The organism is Caulobacter sp. DMC95, from assembly GCF_056313785.1.
The window spans coordinates 512180-529712 of record NZ_JBQUZP010000001.1 but is presented as its reverse complement, the minus strand read 5'-3'; the positions used below and the strand labels follow the sequence as shown (position 1 = coordinate 529712).

Here is a 17533-nt window from a genome sequence, read left to right as displayed (position 1 = left end):
CGATTCCGCCCAGGCGCGGACTTGCGCTTGCTTAACACGCGTAAGTCTGCACCATCGCGGCTAAGCGCGCCCCAAGGCGCGCAAGGATTCGTACCTCTTTACGACGGCCCCGCACATGTCCGATCAGTCTCAAGAACCTACAATGGAGGAAATCCTCGCCTCCATTCGACGCATCATCTCGGAGGATGACGCGCCGGCGGAGCCTGCGGCCGAAGCGGCGCCTCCGCCGCCCGAGCCGGAACCTGAGCCGGAGCCTATTTCGTTCGATGATGATGTTCTCGAACTGACGGATCCGATCTCGCCGGAACCCGAACTGCCGCCACTGGAAACCGTCGGCGACATTGACGTCTATTCGCCGCCAGCGCCGGAGCCGGAGCCGGCTTACACGCCGCCGCCCGCCGCGCCGGTCTTTGATCGCGACGAAGTCGCCGACCAGTTGGTCGGTGTGTCCGCCGCTTCGGCCGCCGCGAGCGCCTTCGGAAGCCTGAGTTCGGCCCTGCTGATGCCCAAGGATGGGCGGACGCTGGAAGACGTCGTACGCGAGCTGCTGCGTCCGCTGCTCAAGGAGTGGCTGGACCAGAACCTGCCGCGCATCGTCGAGACCAAGGTCGAGGAAGAAGTGCAGCGCATCTCTCGAGGGCGCGGCGTCTAAAGCTTCCGAACCTTCGAAAAATCGAGGCGGTCGCTGCGGCGGCCGCCTTTTTCGTTGCTCAATCCTTCAGAAAACCTAGGCCCGCCGGTTCCCCGGGCGGGCCGCAGATGGCATATCCGCTCCGCCATGCTCGAAAAAACCTTCGATCCCAAATCCGTCGAACCCCGCCTGTACGCCGCCTGGGAGGCCTCTGGAGCCTTCAAGCCCAGCGATGATCCGAACGCCGAGTCGTTCGTGATCGTGATCCCGCCGCCGAACGTGACGGGCTCGCTGCACATCGGCCACGCGCTGAACAACACGCTGCAGGACGTTCTGACCCGTTTCCACCGCATGCGCGGCAAGGCCGCCCTGTGGCTGCCGGGCACCGATCACGCGGGCATCGCCACCCAGATGGTCGTCGAGCGCCAGCTGGCCGCCGCCGGCAACATCGGCCGCCGCGACATGGGCCGTGAAGCCTTTGTCGACAAGGTCTGGGAATGGAAAGCCGAAAGCGGCGGCGCCATCACCAACCAGCTGCGCCGGCTTGGCGCGTCGTGCGACTGGTCGCGCGAGCGCTTCACCCTGGACGAGGGTCTGTCGGCCGCCGTCCGCAAGGTTTTTGTCCAGCTCTACAAGCAAGGTCTGCTTTATCGCGACAAGCGTCTGGTCAACTGGGACCCGCAGTTCCAGACCGCCATCTCCGACCTCGAGGTCGAGCAGAAGGAAGTCGACGGCGCCTATTGGCACTTCGCCTATCCGCTGGCCGACGGCGTCACATACCAGCACCCGATCGCCTTCGACGAGGACGGCAAGCCGACCGAATTCGAGATCCGCGATTACATCGTCGTGGCGACCACGCGTCCGGAGACGATGCTGGGCGACACCGGCGTCGCGGTCCATCCCGATGACGAGCGCTACAAGGCCCTGGTCGGCAAGTTCGTGACCCTGCCGATCGTCGGCCGCCGCATCCCGATCGTCGCCGACGACTACGCCGACCCGACCAAGGGCTCGGGCGCGGTGAAGATCACGCCCGCCCACGACTTCAACGACTTCGGCGTCGGCAAGCGCGCCGGCCTGGAAGCCATCAACATCCTGACGGTCGAGGCCAAGCTGAACGAGAACGTTCCGGCAGAGTACGTTGGGCTGGACCGCTTCGTCGCGCGCAAGGCCATCGTCGCCCGCGCCGAGGAGGAGGGCTGGCTGAAGGAGATCGAGAAGACCAAGCACATGGTCCCGCACGGCGACCGTTCGGGCGTGGTCATCGAGCCCTTCCTGACCGACCAGTGGTACGTCGACGCAAAGACCCTGGCCCAGCCGGCCCTGAAGGCCGTCGAGACCGGCGAGACGGTCTTCGAGCCCAAGCACTGGGAAAAGACCTACTTCGAATGGCTGCGCAACATCGAGCCGTGGTGCGTCTCGCGCCAGCTCTGGTGGGGCCACCGCATCCCGGCCTGGTTCGGTCCGGAAGGCTCGATCTTTGTCGAGGAGAGCGAAGAAGCCGCATACACGGCCGCCCGCGCGCAGTTTGGCGCTGATGTTGTCCTGACCCAGGACGAAGACGTCCTCGACACCTGGTTCAGCTCGGCCCTGTGGCCGTTCTCGACTCTGGGCTGGCCGGAGAAGACCGCGGATCTCGCCAAGTTCTACCCGACCAGCACGCTGGTGACGGGCTTTGACATCATCTTCTTCTGGGTCGCCCGGATGATGATGATGGGCATCCATTTCATGGGCGAAGCGCCGTTCAAGCAGGTGTTCATCAACGCCCTCGTCCGTGACGAGAAGGGCGCCAAGATGAGCAAGTCCAAGGGCAACGTGATGGATCCGCTGATCCTGATCGACGAACTGGGCTGCGACGCGGTGCGCTTCACCCTGACGGCCATGTCGGGCCAGGCGCGCGACATCAAGCTCTCCAAGCAGCGCATCGAGGGCTATCGCAACTTCGGCACCAAGCTGTGGAACGCCTCGCGCTTTGCTCAGATGAACGAGTGCGTCCGTGTCGAGGGCTTTGACCCAGCTACCGTCCAGCAGCCGGTCAACAAGTGGATCCGCGGCGAGACGGTCAAGACTGTCGCCGAGGTGACCAAGGCGCTGGAAGCCCCGTCGTTCGACGAGGCTGCCGGCGCGCTGTACCGCTTCGTCTGGAACGTGTTCTGCGACTGGTACCTGGAGCTGGCCAAGCCGATTCTGAACGGCGATGACGCGGCGGCCAAGGCCGAGACGCGCGCCACCGCCGCGTGGGCGCTGGACGTGATCCTGAAGCTGCTGCACCCGGTGATGCCGTTCATCACCGAGGAGCTGTGGCAGAAGACCGCCGAATTTGTGGGTCCGGCTCGCGACACGATGTTGATCTCGGCCCAGTGGCCGGAGCTGCCCGCCGACTGGATCGACGCCGAAGCCGAGGCCGAGATCGGGTGGCTGGTTGAGACCGTTGGCGAGATCCGCTCGATCCGCGCCGAGATGAACGTGCCGCCGTCGGCCAAGCCAGGCCTGACGATCGTCGGCGCCGGTCCGGAGACCAAGGCGCGCCTGGCCCGTCACCGCGACCTGCTCCTGACCCTGGCGCGCCTCGACAGCGTCCGCGAAGCCGACGCTGCGCCGGCTGGTTCTGCGCCAGTGGTCATGGATGAGGCGACCGGCGCCCTGGGTGTGGCCGAGTTCATCGATATCGCCGCTGAAAAAGCTCGCCTGACCAAGGACATCGCCGGTCACGCCAGCGAGATCGAAAAGGTCAACAAGAAGCTCGGAAACCCCGACTTCCTGGCCCGCGCCAAGGAAGAGGTCGTCGAGGAAAACCGCGAGCGTCTGGCTGAGGCGGAAGCCGCCAAGGCCAAACTCGAAGCCGCTCTGGCGCGCTTGGAATCAGTTGGCTGAAGCTCAAGGCGATTGAAGAGTTGGGGGCGACGTCTCACACGAGACGCCGCCCTTTTTCTTGGCTGTATGACGTCGCGGAACCGTGCAAGTCGCGCTTCTAACTTATCAATGTTCTCTTAGGGTCAAACGGACGTTTGCATCCCGCTTGCGGCTGTGCTCTCTGGTCACTGAACGCGCTCAGCAAACAAGGCGCGACACGATACCGGGAGAGTAAGCATCATGACCCAGGCCGCCCCCGCGTCCATTCCGTGGCCCGCCATGTCGGTGCAGCAAGCCTATGCGCTGATCACTCAGCCAGGCACGCCAGGCGAGATGGAGGAGGTCGAGATCCGCGGCGTCAAGACGCGGACCTGGAAGAACGCGCCGCCCACGCTGCGTGACACCTTGCTGCTGGGTCGGGCCCACGGTGAGAAGGTTTTCCTGGTCCACGAGGACGAGCGGGTCACGTTCGAAGCCTTCTACCGCGCCGTCACCCATATGGCGGCCGAGCTTGAAGCCTTCGGGATCCAGAAGGGCGACCGTGTCGCCATCATTATGCGCAACCTGCCCGAATGGCCGGTGGCCTTCTACGGCGCGCTGTCCCTGGGCGCGATCGTCACGCCGCTGAACGCCTGGTGGACGGGACCGGAGCTGGAGTACGGCCTGGTCGACTCCGGCGCCAAGGTCGCCATCGTCGATGTCGAGCGCTATGAGCGTCTGGCCGAGCACCTGCACAACTGCCCAGACCTCCAACGCGTCTATGTGAGCCGCGCCAAGGAGGAGATCACCCATCCGTATGTGATTCCGCTCGAGTCCAAGATCGGCTGCCCGAACGACTGGGCGAAGCTTGAAGAGAAGCCGCTGCCGACCGTCGCAATCGCGTCGGACGATGACGCCACGATCTTCTACACCTCGGGCACGACCGGTAAGCCCAAGGGCGCGATCGGGACCCATCGCAACATCAACAGTAACATCTTCGCTGCTGCGGCTGCGGGCGCGCGCGCGTTCCTGCGTCGCGGCGAGGCGCCGCCTCAGCCCGATCCCAGCCTGCCGCAGAAGGGGTCGCTGATTTCGGTCCCGTTCTTCCACGCCACCGGCTGCTTCGCCGTGCTGAACCCGTCGCTGTTCGGCGGCGCCAAGCTGGCGATGATCCGCAAGTGGGATCCCGAAAAGGCGATGCAGCTGATCCAGGACGAGAAGCTGACCCAGATGGGCGGCGTTCCGACCATCGCCTGGCAGATCATCGAGCATCCCAATCGCGCCAACTACGACCTGTCGTCGATCGAGGCTGTGGCCTATGGCGGCGCGCCATCGGCTCCGGAACTTGTGCGTAAGATCAAGGAGATCTGGCCCAAGTCCTCGCCGGGCAACGGCTGGGGCATGACTGAGACCTCGGCCACCGCGACCAGCAATTCGGCCGAGGACTATGAGAATCGTCCTGACAGCTGTGGTCCCGCCGTACCGGTGACCGACCTGAAGATCATGACTGTCGAGGCGCCGTATCGCGAACTTCCCATCGGTGAGGTTGGCGAGCTGTGGTGCAAGGGGCCTCAGGTCGTGCGCGGCTACTGGAACAAGCCCGAAGCCACCGCCCAGACGTTCGTCGATGGCTGGGTGCGTACGGGCGATCTGGCCCGCCTCGACGCCGAGGGCTTCTGCTTCATCATTGACCGCGCCAAGGACATGCTGATCCGCGGCGGCGAGAACATCTACTGCATTGAGGTCGAGAACTGCCTCTACGACCATCCGGCGGTGATGGACGCCGCTCTGGTCGGTATTCCCCACAAGACGCTGGGCGAAGAGCCTGCCGCCGTCGTCACGCTCAAGCCGGGCGCCGAGGCGACCGAGGCCGAACTGCGCGCCTTCGTCGCCGACCGCCTGGCGGCCTTCAAGGTGCCGGTGAAGGTGGTGTTCTGGCACGAGACCCTGCCGCGCAACGCTAATGGCAAGATCATGAAGAACGAGCTCAAGAAGGTGTTCGTGGAGGGGTAGGGGCTATGGTCCAGTCCAAGGCGGCGACCGTCGACGACTTCATGCAGGAGGTCGCGCCGGAGCGCCGCCCGGCACTGGACCGGCTTCGCGCCCTGTGTTTGGAGCGCTTCGGCGCTGACAGCGAGGTGATGGCCTTCGGCATGCCCGCTTATGGTGATCCCAAGACGCCTTTGGTGGCGTTCAACAGCCAGAAGCAGCACATCGCCGTCTATCCGGGACGCGCTGCGCTCGACGCCTTCGCCGAACGCTTGGCTGGCGTCGACCGGGGCGGTGGCTGCGTGCGCTGGAAGAAGCCCGACAAGATCGATTTCGAGCTTCTGGCGGACATCCTGGATCATGTTCGTGAAACGGGGCGTGGAGGCTGCTGACCCGCCTTGTGCGTTTAGCCCAAATAAAAAGAGCGCCCAGCTTTCGCGGGGCGCTCCTCTGTTTTCCGGCTAGGCTAAGCGCTGACCGGCGGCTTGCGATGCGCCCAGGGCGCGGCGGTTTCTAGCTGATAGGCTAGGCCAAAGAGCGTGGCCTCATCACCCGCGCGCCCGGCGAATTGTACGCCGACAGGGAGGCCGTCCGGCGTCCAGTGCAGCGGTACGCTCATCGCGGGCGCGCCGGCCACGTTCTGCACCGGGGTATAGCCGACATAGGCCATCAGGCGCGCCTGAAGCTCCTCGAACGGCACCCAGCCTGCGACATAGCCGAGTTCCACCGGAGGCTTGCCCAGCACGGGGGACAGGATGATGTCGTACTTGGTCAGCCAGGCGTCGTAGGCCTTGATCGTCGCCTGCAGTCGTTCCAGGGCTGCCTGAAGCGCCCCTTGCGGCAGGGTGTTAACCAGCTCCGCCATGCCGAGGCTGAAGGGCTCCAGCACACTGGCGTCAGGCTTGCGGCCCATCGCCTTGCCAATCCCCGCCACCAGCTCGGCAGCGCCGCTGGCCCAAAGCACCGTGAAGTCCTGCCCAAACTGATTGCCGTCCATGGGCCACGCTGTCGGCTCGACACGGTGTCCGAGATCCTTCAGCAGCTTTGCGGCGTTGTTGACGGCGGTCTGGACCTCCGGGTGCGGCGTCAGGCCCGTGCCGGTGTTCATCACCAGGCCCACCTTCAGCTTCCGCTTCAGCGGGGTGGTCACCACGCCGATGGGCTTGAACGCTGCGCCCGCGTCGGTGCGCTCCGAGGCTGCGAACAGGGCGGCTGAGTCGCGCACGCTGTGGGAGACGCAGTGCGACACCGATAGGTCGATGCCTCTGTTAGTCGGCCGGTTGGGGATCATCCGGCCACGCGAGGGCTTCATGCCAAACAGGCCGCAGTTGGCGGCCGGGATGCGAATCGAACCGCCGCCGTCGCTGGCGTGCGCAATCGTCACCATGCCGGAAGCCGTGGCCGCCGCAGCGCCGCCGGAAGAGCCGCCCGACGAGTGCTTGACGCTCCAAGGATTGCGCGTGGGCAAGAAGCCCATAGGCTCGGTCGTGGGGAGGAAGCCGTACTCGGGTGTCGACGACTTGCCGATCGTCACGAAGCCGGCGGCGTCGAACGAGTCGACATAGGCGGTCTGCTCCGTGTCGGCCTTGGCGCCCAAGCTCGCGCGGGTGCCGTAGCGCGTGCGCATGCCCTTGTAGGGATCCAAGTCCTTGACGAGGAAGGGCACCCCGGCGAACGGACCGGCCAGTTGACCCGACTTGGCCTTGGCCAGGGCCCGCTCGAAATCGGATGCTACGACCGCCTGGACATGGGGTTGCAGAGTCTCGACCTTGCGGATGGCGTACTCTACGGCCTCGGCGGCGCTGATCTCCTTGCGGCGAATCCGCCCCGCAATCTCGGTGGCGTCCGGAGTCCAAGGCGCGGGGGCGGCGGACGACTTGGGCTTGGCGAAGGCCGAAGGCGCGGCGGCGATGGCGGCGGAAGCGGCCATCAGGCCACGGCGGCTGAAACGCATGGAATTCCTCCCGACAGGACCGACGTCTCCGCGCCGGTGATCGCTGTTCAGTTGACCCTGAAGAGACCTTCACCGCAAGCCTGTGCTAGAGCCCTGCTTCGACTTTTCGGGGAAGGCCCGTGGCCAGGAAACGCATCGACCAGTTGCTCGTCGAACGCGGCGTCTTCGACAGCCGCGCCAAGGCGCGCGCGGCCATTGAGGCGGGCGGTGTCTCTGTGCTCGGCCGGATCGTGGCCAAGCCCTCCGAACTCGTCGATGAGGAGGCCGAGATCGCGGCGGAAGCGGCGCACCCTTGGGTGGGGCGCGGCGCGCTGAAACTGGTCCACGCCCTGGATGTCTGGCCCATAGCGGTCGAAGGTCGGGTGGCTGTCGACGTCGGCGCGTCGACGGGCGGCTTTACCGAGGTGCTCCTATCGCGGGGAGCGGCTTTCGTGTTCGCCGTCGACGTGGGGCGCGAGCAACTGCACGCCAGCCTGAGGGGCAGCAATCGGGTGGCCGATCTTTCGGGTGTGGATGCGCGCAGTCTGGACCCCGATCTAGTCGACCGAGCGCCCGGCCTGATCGTCAGCGACGTCAGCTTCATCTCGCTGACCAAGGCTCTGCCGGCCGCACTCGATCTGGCGACCCAGGGCGCTGACTTGGTGGCGCTCATCAAGCCTCAGTTCGAGGCCGGTCGCGAGCATGTCGGCAAGGGCGGACTGGTCAAGGACCCTGAGGTGATCGCTCGCGTCGAGCAGGAGATCGTGACGTTCCTGGAGGTGGCGGGTTGGTCGGTGCACGGCCTCGTTGAAAGCCCGATCACCGGTGGGGAAGGGCAGGTCGAGCGGTTGGTCTGGGCGACCAAGCGCTAAGCTAACCCGAAACGAAATCGGCCGCCCGGAAGGGGCGGCCGATAGTCTTCCACAAGAGATCGTCGCGCTTAGTCGACGACTTGATACTTGCCATTGGCGTCCGGGCAGACCCGGACAAAGCGCTTCTGGACGCGGCCGTCCGGCAGATAGATCGGGCTTTCGGCCAGGGTGCAGCCATTGACGTCGGCCTGTTGAGACCGGTTATCGACGCGGTAGCCTTCCTGACGTTCGTAGCTGCGCTCGTAGTAGGTGTCGCGGCTCGCCTCGCGACGGGCGTCGTCGTAGCCGCTCGAGCGATAAGCCTGATCCTCGTAGGCGCCGTTGTAGGCGGTCGGCGGGGGCGGGGCGCGACCCGGGGCGCAAGCCGCGGACTTCTTGCCAATGCTGGAACCGATCACAGCACCCAGCAGGCCGCCGAGCACCGCGCCTTCGGTCTTGGCGCCGCGCGCGGCAACGCCGCCGCCGATCGCCGCGCCGAGGCCCGCGCCCGCCAGGCCGCCGCCCGTGCCGCGCTGCGTCGTCGAGCGCTGGCAGGGATCGTAGTAGTAGCCCTGACGGTCGTAGGCGCCGCTGTAGCTTTGCGAGCCATAAGCCTGGGCCGAGGCCAGGGTCGGCGTCAGCACGCCGCAGACGAGGGCGGCGGTCACGCCCAGAACGGTCTTCATCTTGGAGGTCCTGCTCTTCGAGGCGGTCATGGTCATGAGAGAAGCTTGTCTTTTTGAGGGCTGCCGTCGCCTTGCGCCGGCCGCCACGGCCCATCCGTTGGTCCAAGTTCTGGCGCCGCCAACATGAACAGCGCCTGACCGAGGTATTCAGCTTCGTTCACAGCGACACAAAAACTTCTCCCTCGCGCGCTCAATCCCCGTTTTTGGGGTATGGACTGCGGATGCAAGACCTGACGATCAACGCGGTGGGCGCCCAGGGCGACGGCCTCGCGCGCACCGCCGACGGCAAGCCCGCCTTCATTCCGCTTACGCTTCCCGGCGAGCGGGTTCGCGCGCAACTGGACGGCGCGCGCGGTGAGGTCGTCGAGATCCTGACGCCGAGCACTGAGCGGGTTGCGCCGCCGTGTCGTCACTATGGAACATGCGGAGGCTGCGCCCTGCAGCACTGGGCGGGCGAGCCCTATCGGGCCTGGAAGGCCGAACAGGTTCGCGTTCAGTTGTCGATGGAGGGTCTGGAAACCGAGATCCTGCCGACCTTCGCAGCGCCGCCGGCCTCGCGGCGTCGTGTGGCGCTGCACGCGCGCAAGGGCGCAAAGGGGCAGGGCGCGCGTCTGGGCTTCAAGGAGCGCCGCTCCTGGAACCTCGTGCCGATTGAAGAGTGCCCCGTCACCGATCCGCGCCTCGTCGCGGCGCTGCCGGCCCTGGCTCGCTTGGCTGACCCCTTTCTTGAACACCCCAAGTCCGCGCCAACTCTCCATGTCACGCTGACCGCCACGGGTCTCGACATCGACATCACCGGCGTGGAGCGCAAGAGCGGCGGGCTGTCGGCGGACGCTCGGATGCGTGCGGCTATGGCGGCGGGCGAAGGCGACTTCGCCCGGGTCACGCTCGCCGGAGAAACGATCTACGGCGCGCGCCAGCCGCTCGTTAAGTTGGGATCCGCTGTCGTGGCCTTGCCGGCGGGAAGCTTCCTGCAGGCCGTCCCCGCCGCCGAAAGGGCTATGGTGGAGCTCGCGGTGGTGGAGGCCCAGGGCGCGAGCCGCGTGGCTGACCTCTACTGCGGCGTTGGCACCTTCACCTTCCCGCTCGCCGAAGTGGCGCAGGTCTACGCCGCCGAAATGAGCGCGCCTGCCATCACCGCTCTTAAAGCCGCTATCGGCGGCGCGCCCGGGCTCAAGCCGATCACCGCCGAAGCGCGTGATCTGGTCCGGCGTCCCGTGCTCAGCACCGAGCTGGCCAAGACGGAAGTCGTGGTCATCGACCCGCCACGCGCTGGCGCCGCTGAGCAGACCGTCGAGATCGCCAAGTCCAAGGTGGCCAAGGTAGTGGGGGTGTCGTGCAACCCGCAGACCTTCGCCAAGGACGCGCGCGTGCTGGTCGACGCCGGCTTCAAGCTTGTGAGGGTGACGCCTGTGGACCAGTTTGTCTGGTCGCCCCATATTGAGCTGGTCGGAGTCTTCACGCGGTGAGGCGGCTATGGTCGAAACCAGCAGCAGACACGGGCGGCCGGCCTTCGCGCTTGATGCGGTAGGCCAGGGCGCCAAGGCGGCGGTCAAGGCCGTGTGGTGGACCGCTACGGGCGGTTTGGCTCGATCCCTGACCCGGCCGACTGAAGGGCCGCAGGCCCAGCGCTTTTCGCCGACGACCCCAGCGCCGATCAGGACCAGCCTGCGGCGCGCGTATCTCGAGGCCTTCGAGAAGGACGCGCGCGATGTTTCGGCCGGTCTCTATCCCGCCATCGAGGATGGGGTGGTCCGGCCTTCGGCCGCCCTGCGAGAGGCGGCGGACTTCATTGCGGATGCGTTCGAGGTCGATCTACGCCGGCGTGCAGGAAATGGAGTCGAAGTTCGCGGGGCGGCTGATCCCTCAATCTATCCAAACTACTATCGGCAGAACTTCCACTACCAGACCGGCGGCTGGTTCACTGCGGAAAGCGCCCGCCGCTATGACGCCCAGGTCGAAGCGCTGTTCTCCGGCACGGCGGGCGCGATGCGACGCCGCGGACTTTCGCTCCTGGCGAGGCGCTGGCGCGGTCGCGATCATCGCGACGCGAAAATCCTTGATGTGGCATGTGGTTCTGGCGCCTTCCTGAAAGATCTGAGAGCGACCTTTCCACGCGCCGCGCTGGCCGGACTGGATCTGTCCGAGGCCTATCTGGCCAAGGCGCGAAAGCGTGCGGGCGTCGGCGGCGTCAAGGCTAAGGCCGAGGCTCTGCCGTTCGCGGACTCCTCCATTGACGCTGTAACTTGCGTCTATCTCTTCCATGAGCTGCCGCCGCGCGTTCGGCCCGTCGTCGCGGCAAGCTTGGCGCGCGTTCTTAAGCCAGGCGGGGTGCTTGTGCTTGTCGACTCGGTCCAGCCGACTGATACGCCGGATTTGGCCCGCCTGCTCGAGGCGTTCCCCGTCTATTTCCACGAGCCTTACTACGGCAGCTACGCCGAAACCGATCTATCCGGCCTTTTTGACGAGGTTGGACTCAGACTCATCTCTGAAGATCGCGCTTTTCTCACCAAGGCTCTGCTGTTCGAGAAGCCGGCCGGCTGAGTTGCCAGCAGCGCGGCGCCCCGGCTAATCAGAGGCGGGCGCGAGGGCGAGAGTTTGCGGGTTTACGAGGCGGGGCGGCGGTATGAGGCCCTGGACGGCCTGCGCGGTGTCGCCGCCGCAGGGGTCATGCTCTACCACATCGGCAGTTGGACGGGCCGGCCGTGGCTGGTTCCGCACGGCTATCTGGCCGTTGACTTCTTCTTCTGCCTTTCCGGCTTCGTGCTGGCCCACGCCTATGGGACTCGTCCCATCAGTTGGATGGGTTTCATGCGCCAGCGCCTGGTTCGCCTTTGGCCGCTGATCGCCCTCACCATGCTGGGCGGAGCCTTCGTAATCATCCAGCATCGCGAGGCCGTGCCCGGCTGGCTGGCCTTGGGCCTACTGATGATCCCGCGGGTCTGGATCGACGAGAACGGCTTCTCGCCGCTCTTTCCCTTAAATCCGCCGGCCTGGTCGCTGTTCTTCGAACTGGCGGTGGGCGCAGCATGGTTCCCGTTGCGCCGGTTGGGCGTCCTGGGACATGTCCTGCTGGTCGTGCTGCTGCTGCCGGTGATGCTCTATGTCGCCCACGGCATGGGCGGCGTCCTGACGGGCTGGGATCGCGGCACCTTCGTCATCAGTTTCCTGCGCACCATCTTCGCGTTCCTGCTGGGCTGGGGCTGCTACCGCATGCAGGCCTTCGTCGCTTGGACGGCGCCGGTCTGGGTGCTGGCGATCCTTCTGGGCGCGGTGGTCTGCGCGCCCTGGACGCCGCTGAACTGGCTCTACGACTTCGTCTGCGTCAGCGTCGTGTTTCCGCTGATGGTTCTGGCGGGGCGGCAGGATCCCACCGGCCTTGTCGGCGAAGTCAGTCGTGTCGCGGGGGCAATCTCCTATCCGCTCTATGCGCTGCACTGGCTGGCCTGGGAGCTGTTGCTGCGGGCGTACCGGGCCCTCGGGGGAGAAGGATATCCCCTTGGTTTCGCGATCACGGCGATGCTGCTGATCGTCATCGGGGCGTGGGTCGTGCTCAAGGTCTATGACGAGCCCGTCCGTCGTCGCCTTCGCGCGCTCGGGGGCTGAACTCAAAATCTTCCCGTGCGCTGTCGGAAGACGCCATAGTCCGCCGTCCTTGTGACGGGAGAAGAGGACCGCCCATGCTCTACGCCATTCTTTGCTACAACTACGAAGACGTCGTCTGCGCCTGGTCCAAGGAGGAGGACGCGGCGGTGATGGAGAAGCTGGGCGTGGTCCAGCAGCGCTTGGTCGAGCAGGGGCGCCTGGGGCCGGTCGCGCGGCTGATGCCGACCACGGCGGCGACAACTCTGCGCAAGGACCGCGAACCGCCCCTGGTGCTGGACGGTCCCTTCGCCGAGACCAAGGAGCAGCTGCTCGGCTTTTACATCGTCGACTGCGACTCCCTCGACGGGGCTTTGCAGATCGCCAAGGATCTGGGCCAGGCCAATCCCGGCGGGTCCTATGAAATCCGTCCGATCGCCATGTTCCAGCATGGGCCTGCAGGCGCGTGACCGATCTCGGTTGGATCGAGGGCGCGATCGCCGCCGCTCGGCCTCAGGCCATGGCGGCGTTGCTGCGTTACTTCCGCGACATGGACGCGGCCGAGGAGGCCTTTCAGGACGCCTGCCTGCGCGCCCTGAAGGCCTGGCCAAAGAACGGTCCGCCGCGTGATCCGACCGCCTGGCTGATCATGGTCGGCCGCAACGCCGCCATTGACGCGGTCCGCAAGACCAGCCGAAACACAGTGTTGCCGCCCGAGGCGTTACTCTCCGATCTGGAAGACGCCGAGACCGAGGCGGCCGAACGGCTGGACAGTGCGCACTATCGTGACGACGTCCTGCGGCTGCTGTTCATTTGCTGCCATCCGGATCTTCCGGCCACGCAGCAGATCGCCCTGGCGCTGCGGATCGTCTCGGGCCTCTCGGTGAGGGAGATCGCGCGGGCCTTTGTCGTCAGCGACGCGGCGATGGAGCAGCGTATCACGCGCGCGAAGGCCAGGATCGGCGCTGGAGACACGCCGTTCGAGGCGCCTGGTCCCATCGAGCGCGCTGAGCGGTTCGCGGCGGTCGCGGCGATGATCTATCTGGTCTTCAACGAGGGCTACTCAGCCAGCGGCAAGGCGCTGGAGGCCAAGGGCGGTCTTTGCGACGAGGCGATCCGCCTGGCCAGACTGTTGCTGCGCCTGTTTCCGGCCGAACCCGAGATGATGGGTCTGACCGCGCTGCTGCTGCTCCAACATTCGCGGTCCGACGCCCGCTTCGCCAATGACGGCGTGGCGATCCTGCTGGAGGATCAGGACCGAAGTCGCTGGAATCGCAGGATGATCGATGAAGGGCTTGCCCTGATCGACAAGGCGATGCTCAAGCAAGCCCCGGGGCCTTATCAGGTGCAGGCCGCGATCGCCGCGCTGCATGCGCGGGCGGCGCGGGCCGAAGACACCGACTGGGCGGGGATTGACCGCCTCTACGCCGTTCTGGAGATCATGCAGCCTTCGCCCGTGATCACCCTGAACCGGGCGGTGGCGGTCGCCAAGGTTCGCGGGCCCGACGCCGCGCTCGAGATGATCGAGCCCCTGGGCGAGCGGCTCGACGCGTATTTTCACTATCACGGTGCGTGCGGGGCTTTCCTGATGCAGGCAGGGCGAACGGCCGAGGCGCGACAGTCTTTCGATCGCGCCATCGCTCTGGCCGGCACGGCGGCGCAGGCGGCGAACATCCGCGAATATCTGGACAGGCTGGCGGCGAGAGGCTGAGCGAACGCTGGTGACAGTCGATAATTGTTCTTGTTATGTTCTAAATGGTCGCGCATCATGCGGGCATGGCTGAGGCAGCGAAATTTGGGCCCGCCGCGCGCGGGCGGGGCGCGAAATCGAACCGGACGGGGCGTTTTGAGTCGCAGGTGCGCGAGAGCTTTGACGATGGCTGGAGCGGCGACGAAGAGCCCGCTCAGATCCTCACCCAACTGCAGCCGATGAAGTCGCGGACGATCATCGCCCGCAACCAGAGCCCGGACGTAGGCTTCGACCGTTCGATCAATCCCTATCGGGGCTGCAGCCATGGCTGCATCTACTGCTACGCCCGGCCGGCGCATGCCTATCTGGGCCTGTCGCCGGGCCTGGATTTCGAGAGCAAGATCTTCTTCAAGCCGCAGGCGGGCGAACTGCTCGCCAAGGAGCTGTCCAAGCCCGGCTACAAGCCGGCCACGATCCATATCGGCGGCGACACCGATCCTTATCAGCCTGACGAGAAGACGCTGCGCGTTACCCGGCAGGTGATCGAGACCCTGGAGCGGTTTGGTCACCCCTTCACGCTGATCACCAAGTCGGCGCTGATCCTGCGGGACCTGGATGTGCTGAGCCGCATGGCCGAGCGGGGACTGACGCGGGTGGCGATCTCGATCACGACCCTGGATCGTCGACTGGCGCGCAGCATGGAGCCGCGCGCCGCCACGCCCGGTAAGCGCATCGAGGCGGTGCGCCGGCTGACCGAGGCGGGCGTCCCCGTCACCGTCATGTTCGCACCGGCGATCCCGGGCCTCAACGACCACGAGGTCGAGGCGGTGCTGGAGGCGGCCGGCAAGGCGGGCGCGCAAGGGGCGGGCTATGTGGCGCTACGCCTGCCTCGGGAGATCGCTCAGCTCTTTGAGGAGTGGCTGGAAAACGACCATCCGGATCGCGCGCGGAAGGTGATGTCGCTGGTTCGCCAGATCCGATCTGGCGAGGTCTACAGGGCCGCCTGGGGCGACCGCATGGTCGGCGACGGTCCGGTCGCGGAGGTGCTGCGACAGCGCTTTCATCTCGCCGTAAAGCGGTTCGGCCTTGATCAACCTTGGACCGCTCTGGATATCAGCCAGTTCAAACCGCTGCGCCCCCCGGCCGCGCAGATGGATCTCTTTGGCTAGTCGCGCCATCGGTAGGCTCTTGACCGCGCGGTCCTGGCTCGCGAAGCAGAAACATGATCTCCGTCTTACTCGTCGCTTCCGAAGACCTGCCGGGCGTTGCTGCGCAGTTGGCCATGCTGGTGCCTGCCGCGGTCGATGGTCTTGTGAAGGAAGTGGTGCTGGTCGCCGATGACGAGCCAGGCGTTGAGGCCTTGGCCGAGGACAGCGGCGCTCGGCTAATGCGCGCCAAGGGCGAGGTCAAGGATCGCCTGGCGGCGGGCGCAGGGGCGGCGCGGGGCGACTGGATTCTGACGTTGCGGGCGGATCCGGTTCTGCGCGAGGGCTGGCGCGAGCCGGTGGAGCGGCATCTGGCCGGCGGCGCTGGCGCGCCGGGGCTGCTGATCGCGCCGGGCGGCTGGCTGGGGCGCTTTGCCCGCAAGTCTCATGGCGTGTTGCTGCGTCGCCTGGACTGGCCCGCAGGCGCGGCGATGGACGAGAAGGGGTTGGCCAAGGCCATCAAGACCAAGGTTCTGGCCTACTAGCGATTAATAAGCGCCAGAAGGGGCTAGGGCCCGAGGCCTTAAGGCAATTGCGCCATCAGTTGGTCGATGGTCGTGGGCATCTCGACCTGCGGATCCAGCCGGAAGTCCACGGTACGGGCCCCGCTGGCCACGGCGTCCAGCGTCCTGTTTTCCGCGCCCATCAACCGGCGGTAGGTCCAGTAGCTGGCCATAACCTTTTCGACGTAGTTGCGGGTTTCCTTAAACGGCAGGCTCTCGATCAGCAGCAGGCTGTCGCAGTCGGCGCCCAGTTGGGCGAGAGTCCGGTTCAGGGTGGCGGGGCCGCCGTTATAGGCCGCCACGGCGCGCAGGACGTCCGGGCTCTTGAGGCCACGGTCCATCAGCCAGGTGAAATAGTCCTGACCCGCCCGCAGGTTGAAAGCGGGATCAAACAGGGGGGTGTTGTCGGAGCGCAGCTTATCGTCGCCCACCACGTCGGCGGCCGAGGTCGGGCGCACCTGCATCAAGCCCACCGCGCCTGCGTTGGAGACGGCAAGGGGGTCAAAGCGGCTCTCCTGGCGCACCAGGGCGTAGACCATCGCCTTGTCGATCGTGAACCCGCCGATCGGGTCCAACGGCGGCAGCGGATAGTCCTCGCCGCCCACCCGCCGGACCGGCCGGCCCGCGTTGAGCGGCGCCTTGGCGTTGAGCGCCAAGGCCAGGGTCGTCCAGTCGGCGCGAAGGGCCTCGGTGTCGGCCAGGGAAAGCCCGGCGCGAAGCTCCTCTCCAGCCTCGCGCCAGCGACCAATCTGCGCCAGGGCGGCTGCGCGGCGCGCGCGCGGATCGGCGATGACCAGGGCGTTCAGCGACTCGGTGTCGGGGCCGGTGTATGCGGCGCGCGCCAGCAGCGTGGCGATGGGGTCTTCCTGCGGCTCCGTCACCGGGACGCCCGCGAGGGTCAGTTGGCGCGCGGCGATCATGCCATAGAAGGTGTGAGGCGCATGAGCGGCCCTGAGAAGCAGATCGCGCGCCTGAACGCCATGTCCCTGCTGGGTGGCGGCGCGTGCGGCCCAGAAGGCCCCGGCGGCGCGGAGCCACTCATCTTCGTGGTCGTCGTCAGCAACCTGCTCGAAGAAGCGTTGAGCCTGGGCGGGGTCGCCGAGTCGTATGGCCGAGAGTCCCGCGATCCAGCGTTCACCCCCGGCGATGGCCATCGCTAAGGCCTGCTGAACGTCGCCAGAATAGTAAGCTTCGCGCGCCGCACGGCCCTTGTCGGCTGGCGGCGGACCGCTCTCGTTGGCGATGAACAGTGCGGGGACTGTCGGATCGATGACGCGCTTGCCCTTAGGCTTGCGCTTGAGCGCCAGGCTGTAGACGCGATCGGCGCCGGCTTCTTCACCATAGCTGTCCAGCCAGCGCGTCAGTTCGCCATAGCTCGCCGAATAGCGCGTCGGATGCATGATTTTCGCGAACGTCAGACGTCCGGCCAAGCTGCGATCGCGGGTGTTGGCGAAGGCGGCTTCGGCGCTGGCGAAGTCGCCGCGATCGGCGGCGGAGAAGGCCGCGCGATAGTACCGAACATCATCGGGAGACAGGGGTTCCAGCCCGCTGGCTTGAGCGGCCAGGGCGGCGACGGACAACACAGAGGCCGACAGCACGGCCAGAAGGCGAGCCCAAAGCTGCAAAAGCAATAC

Annotated in this window: 15 protein-coding genes; 12 read left to right on the top strand and 3 right to left on the bottom strand. The window is 66.3% G+C overall.

The window, feature by feature from the left end; genetic code table 11:
- The first annotated feature begins 115 nt into the window (after window positions 1-115).
- The 4 genes from popZ to ACT53N_RS02545 all read left to right on the top strand — a co-directional run bounded on the left by popZ (window position 116) and on the right by ACT53N_RS02545 (window position 5841).
- Window positions 116-652, top strand: a complete 537-nt coding sequence (gene popZ, locus ACT53N_RS02560; RefSeq protein WP_476062406.1) for a pole-organizing protein PopZ — start codon at window positions 116-118, stop codon at window positions 650-652.
- 126 nt (window positions 653-778) lie between these two features.
- Window positions 779-3502 (top strand): valine--tRNA ligase, encoded by a 2724-nt coding sequence (locus tag ACT53N_RS02555; protein ID WP_476062405.1) that lies wholly within the window; start codon window positions 779-781, stop codon window positions 3500-3502.
- A gap of 219 nt (window positions 3503-3721) precedes the next feature.
- Window positions 3722-5473: a class I adenylate-forming enzyme family protein gene (locus ACT53N_RS02550; RefSeq protein ID WP_476062404.1), complete on the top strand. Its 1752-nt coding sequence runs from the start codon at window positions 3722-3724 to the stop codon at window positions 5471-5473.
- Window positions 5474-5478: 5 nt separating this feature from the next.
- The gene (locus ACT53N_RS02545; protein WP_476062403.1) at window positions 5479-5841 is read left to right on the top strand and encodes an iron chaperone; all 363 of its coding nucleotides are present in this window, start codon (window positions 5479-5481) and stop codon (window positions 5839-5841) included.
- A 74-nt stretch (window positions 5842-5915) separates the two neighbouring features.
- Here the strand turns inward: ACT53N_RS02545 and ACT53N_RS02540 are convergent, their stop codons facing one another.
- Window positions 5916-7403 carry an amidase gene (locus ACT53N_RS02540; RefSeq protein ID WP_476062402.1) on the bottom strand — a complete coding sequence of 496 codons (1488 nt, stop codon included), beginning with the start codon at window positions 7401-7403 and terminating at the stop codon, window positions 5916-5918.
- A gap of 119 nt (window positions 7404-7522) precedes the next feature.
- Here ACT53N_RS02540 and ACT53N_RS02535 point away from each other — a divergent pair, with 119 nt between their 5' ends.
- Entirely contained in the window at window positions 7523-8254 is a 732-nt protein-coding gene (locus ACT53N_RS02535) for a TlyA family RNA methyltransferase (protein WP_476062401.1), read from the top strand.
- Window positions 8255-8322: 68 nt separating this feature from the next.
- Here the strand turns inward: ACT53N_RS02535 and ACT53N_RS02530 are convergent, their stop codons facing one another.
- A complete protein-coding gene (locus ACT53N_RS02530; RefSeq protein ID WP_476062400.1) occupies window positions 8323-8955 on the bottom strand; it encodes a hypothetical protein in 633 nt (210 codons plus the stop codon).
- A gap of 185 nt (window positions 8956-9140) precedes the next feature.
- Between ACT53N_RS02530 and ACT53N_RS02525 the strand changes: the two genes are divergently transcribed.
- The 7 genes from ACT53N_RS02525 to ACT53N_RS02495 all read left to right on the top strand — a co-directional run bounded on the left by ACT53N_RS02525 (window position 9141) and on the right by ACT53N_RS02495 (window position 15881).
- A complete protein-coding gene (locus tag ACT53N_RS02525; protein WP_476062399.1) occupies window positions 9141-10388 on the top strand; it encodes a class I SAM-dependent RNA methyltransferase in 1248 nt (415 codons plus the stop codon).
- 7 nt (window positions 10389-10395) lie between these two features.
- Complete coding sequence (locus tag ACT53N_RS02520; protein ID WP_476062398.1) at window positions 10396-11463, top strand: class I SAM-dependent methyltransferase; 1068 nt, start codon at window positions 10396-10398, stop codon at window positions 11461-11463.
- 54 nt (window positions 11464-11517) lie between these two features.
- Window positions 11518-12525, top strand: coding sequence for an acyltransferase family protein (locus ACT53N_RS02515; RefSeq protein ID WP_476062397.1), 1008 nt, complete (start codon window positions 11518-11520; stop codon window positions 12523-12525).
- A 74-nt stretch (window positions 12526-12599) separates the two neighbouring features.
- Window positions 12600-12971 (top strand): YciI family protein, encoded by a 372-nt coding sequence (locus ACT53N_RS02510; RefSeq protein WP_476062396.1) that lies wholly within the window; start codon window positions 12600-12602, stop codon window positions 12969-12971.
- Window positions 12968-14212, top strand: a complete 1245-nt coding sequence (locus ACT53N_RS02505) for an RNA polymerase sigma factor (RefSeq protein WP_476062395.1) — start codon at window positions 12968-12970, stop codon at window positions 14210-14212. Before ACT53N_RS02510 ends, ACT53N_RS02505 begins: the two co-directional genes overlap by 4 nt.
- 65 nt (window positions 14213-14277) lie before the next feature.
- On the top strand, window positions 14278-15360 hold the full coding sequence (locus tag ACT53N_RS02500) for a PA0069 family radical SAM protein (protein ID WP_476062394.1): 1083 nt from the start codon (window positions 14278-14280) through the stop codon (window positions 15358-15360).
- Between the two features lie 53 nt (window positions 15361-15413).
- On the top strand, window positions 15414-15881 hold the full coding sequence (locus ACT53N_RS02495) for a cell wall biosynthesis glycosyltransferase (protein ID WP_476062393.1): 468 nt from the start codon (window positions 15414-15416) through the stop codon (window positions 15879-15881).
- A gap of 38 nt (window positions 15882-15919) precedes the next feature.
- Here the strand turns inward: ACT53N_RS02495 and ACT53N_RS02490 are convergent, their stop codons facing one another.
- Complete coding sequence (locus ACT53N_RS02490; protein WP_476062392.1) at window positions 15920-17530, bottom strand: lytic transglycosylase domain-containing protein; 1611 nt, start codon at window positions 17528-17530, stop codon at window positions 15920-15922.
- Window positions 17531-17533: the final 3 nt, after the last annotated feature.

Bases quoted from the DNA above. Each gene is read 5' to 3' on its own strand.
- ACT53N_RS02495 (WP_476062393.1), top strand. From the start codon at position 15,414: ATGATCTCCGTCTTACTCGTCGCTTCCGAAGACCTGCCGGGCGTTGCT.
- ACT53N_RS02500 (WP_476062394.1), top strand. From the start codon at position 14,278: ATGGCTGAGGCAGCGAAATTTGGGCCCGCCGCGCGCGGGCGGGGCGCG.
- ACT53N_RS02530 (WP_476062400.1), bottom strand. From the start codon at position 8,955: ATGACCATGACCGCCTCGAAGAGCAGGACCTCCAAGATGAAGACCGTT.
- ACT53N_RS02555 (WP_476062405.1), top strand. From the start codon at position 779: ATGCTCGAAAAAACCTTCGATCCCAAATCCGTCGAACCCCGCCTGTAC.
- popZ (WP_476062406.1), top strand. From the start codon at position 116: ATGTCCGATCAGTCTCAAGAACCTACAATGGAGGAAATCCTCGCCTCC.
- ACT53N_RS02520 (WP_476062398.1), top strand. From the start codon at position 10,396: ATGGTCGAAACCAGCAGCAGACACGGGCGGCCGGCCTTCGCGCTTGAT.
- ACT53N_RS02540 (WP_476062402.1), bottom strand. From the start codon at position 7,403: ATGCGTTTCAGCCGCCGTGGCCTGATGGCCGCTTCCGCCGCCATCGCC.
- ACT53N_RS02545 (WP_476062403.1), top strand. From the start codon at position 5,479: ATGGTCCAGTCCAAGGCGGCGACCGTCGACGACTTCATGCAGGAGGTC.
- ACT53N_RS02550 (WP_476062404.1), top strand. From the start codon at position 3,722: ATGACCCAGGCCGCCCCCGCGTCCATTCCGTGGCCCGCCATGTCGGTG.
- ACT53N_RS02525 (WP_476062399.1), top strand. From the start codon at position 9,141: ATGCAAGACCTGACGATCAACGCGGTGGGCGCCCAGGGCGACGGCCTC.
- ACT53N_RS02510 (WP_476062396.1), top strand. From the start codon at position 12,600: ATGCTCTACGCCATTCTTTGCTACAACTACGAAGACGTCGTCTGCGCC.